A 2,160-nucleotide genomic window follows, 5' to 3' on the forward strand; every position below is an offset into this window, starting at 1 on the left:
TTCCAAAACCCAGGTATCGCCGGCACCCTGCATCGGGTTGGTTTCCAATCCCTGCCACATCGAATATTCGCGGTTGACAGTGCCCAGGACAGTGCCCGAGGTGACATCATACGCGCCAACCGCATTGCGGATGGCAGTGTTGCTGTAGTATGAACCGCGGAGGTTATAAATGCCGCTGTAGGTATTCACGGCATAAAGCTGGCCTGTGAAAACGTCAATAGCGTAACTGGTGCTGCTGCCGTTTATGCCAAAGAAAATGTCGCCGAGATTGTAGGTCTGCCGCCAGGAGGTAGAATATGCCGAGGTGCCGAAAGAGTTGACCAGGGCGATATGGACGGTATTTCCGGTCATCGCAAAATGGAGTCCTTCGAGGTCGAATTTCTCTCCCCCTTCAGACAGAAGTCCGGGCGAAGGAAGACTTCCTACCCCGCCAGGATAGGTAATCGGACTCCAGTTGTTATTCTCATCAAATGGATTTCCGAAATCATACCCCAGTTTGTACTCAAAGCCGAAAGCCGGCAATGAGAGTAAGGTCAGGGCGAGCATCATTAACAAAAATTTTCTCATACAGGACTCACTCTATCTTAATTTGTCATATTTCGGTTATAAATATCCATATGAACTATAAGCAATCTTTGTGCCTACTTTCGGCGGAATCGATTCCAGTGTAATTTATTGATTTTCATTAGATTATAAAATAGCCATTCTTGTCCTTTTTTGAAAAAATGTCGGCTGTTGCATAACTGTGCAATATTCTAACACTTCTGCCTAACTGCTTGCAGAGTATTGCTGTTGGCTATCGTCATAACTCCGCCAAACTTTACCTTCAAAAATTCTCCCCTCCGCCAGAAACGTTAATGATTCAATGTTGAAAAAAACCGGGCGCAGTCAAAAAAGGAGGTCCAATGAGCAGGTCTTTTGAGTCAGATTCATTCCTTTTGAGAAGAGCCACCGTCGCGCCTCATCGGCATCACCGACAGAGTCTTCAGTTCGGTACCAGCCCGGGCAGAGGCAGTTTTGTCTGGAGTCGCGACAGTTTCACGCCGCACCGTTTTCGGATAAATCTTTACCGCTTCCTGCGGGACAATATACCCTTGTTGAGCGGGACAGTCTGGACCTGGAGTCGGCTGTCGTCCGGCGCCGCTCATTATGAAGCAATAGAGACATCATCACGAACAGAGGCGGAGGACGCGGAGAAAGTTCTGAATGAAATGGCGCTTCGGATTTACCCCTTCTCTTTTCAGCGGGGAGCCGGGCTGGAATCGTTCCTGCCGTATCTTTTCAGTTCGCTTTACACTGACGGCGCCTTTGCCGGATTTGCCCTGGTCAGCGCCGACCAGAGCGGGCTGGAGCGGTTTCTGCCGATTGATGTCGCCCATATCGCGGTCTCGGAAAGAAGTGGGAAGCTGCTGTATCATGACGGCGAGCGGGATATAAGCCTTGACCATGACGATTTCTATTACCTCGGATTGAGCGCCGAGGGAGGAGTCGGACTGGGGAAATCGATCATGAGCGCGGTGCCGTTTGTCGCCTATATCGAGCAGCAACTGGTCGAAGATATGCACCGGACCACCCACAACGCCGGCTATCACCGTCTGCATGTCAAAGTCAAACCGCCGGAGAAGATGGCCGGGGAGAGCGACAAGGCTTATGTCGACAGGATTAACGCCTACTTTGATGAGACGGTTTCGATGATTAAAGAATGCGCCCCGGAGGATAACCCGGTGACCTGGGACAATGTTGAGATAGAATATATCGGTCCCGGGAATATCCGCGCGGTCGGCAACTCCTGGTTTTTGAATCATCGGGCGATGGTCGAAGAAATCTGCGCCGGCACCAATCTGGCGCCGTTCATGCTCGGATACAGTTACAGCACCACCCACAACTGGGCGCAATTCAAGTATGATTTGGTGATGCGTCAGGTGCATTCGGTGCAGCGGCAGACGGCGCGCTTTCTGGAATGGCTGGGGAATATCGAACTCGGCTTGAAAGGATTTGATTGCCGCTGCCGTGTTCGGTTCGACAATAGTTTCACTTTCCTGGCATCGGAAAAGCAGGAGATTAATAAAAGCCGGGCGGATAATCTGATTCGCTTCTTTGAGGCCGGGTTGATATCGAAAGAACAGGCCGAGAAAGAGGCGGAGGGTCTGCTTTGAAGTT

At 50.8% G+C, this 2,160-nt stretch carries 2 protein-coding genes; one reads left to right on the forward strand and one right to left on the reverse strand.

Translation table 11 applies throughout. From position 1 onward, the window contains the following. Positions 1–567 (reverse strand): hypothetical protein (locus AB1690_12850; GenBank protein ID MEW6016192.1); only part of this gene is annotated, 567 nt, incomplete at its 3' end. Positions 568–905: 338 nt separating this feature from the next. Between AB1690_12850 and AB1690_12855 the strand changes: the two genes are divergently transcribed. Next, positions 906–2,156: a hypothetical protein gene (locus tag AB1690_12855; protein ID MEW6016193.1), complete on the forward strand. Its 1,251-nt coding sequence runs from the start codon at positions 906–908 to the stop codon at positions 2,154–2,156. Positions 2,157–2,160 lie beyond the last annotated feature (4 nt).

The sequence above is a fragment of the Candidatus Zixiibacteriota bacterium genome, from assembly GCA_040753495.1.
Classification (GTDB): domain Bacteria; phylum Zixibacteria; class MSB-5A5; order GN15; family PGXB01; genus DYGG01.

What these genes read in the sequence shown, in the direction of transcription:
- AB1690_12855 (MEW6016193.1), top strand. Translation starts at nt 906, where the DNA reads ATGAGCAGGTCTTTTGAGTCAGATTCATTCCTTTTGAGAAGAGCCACC.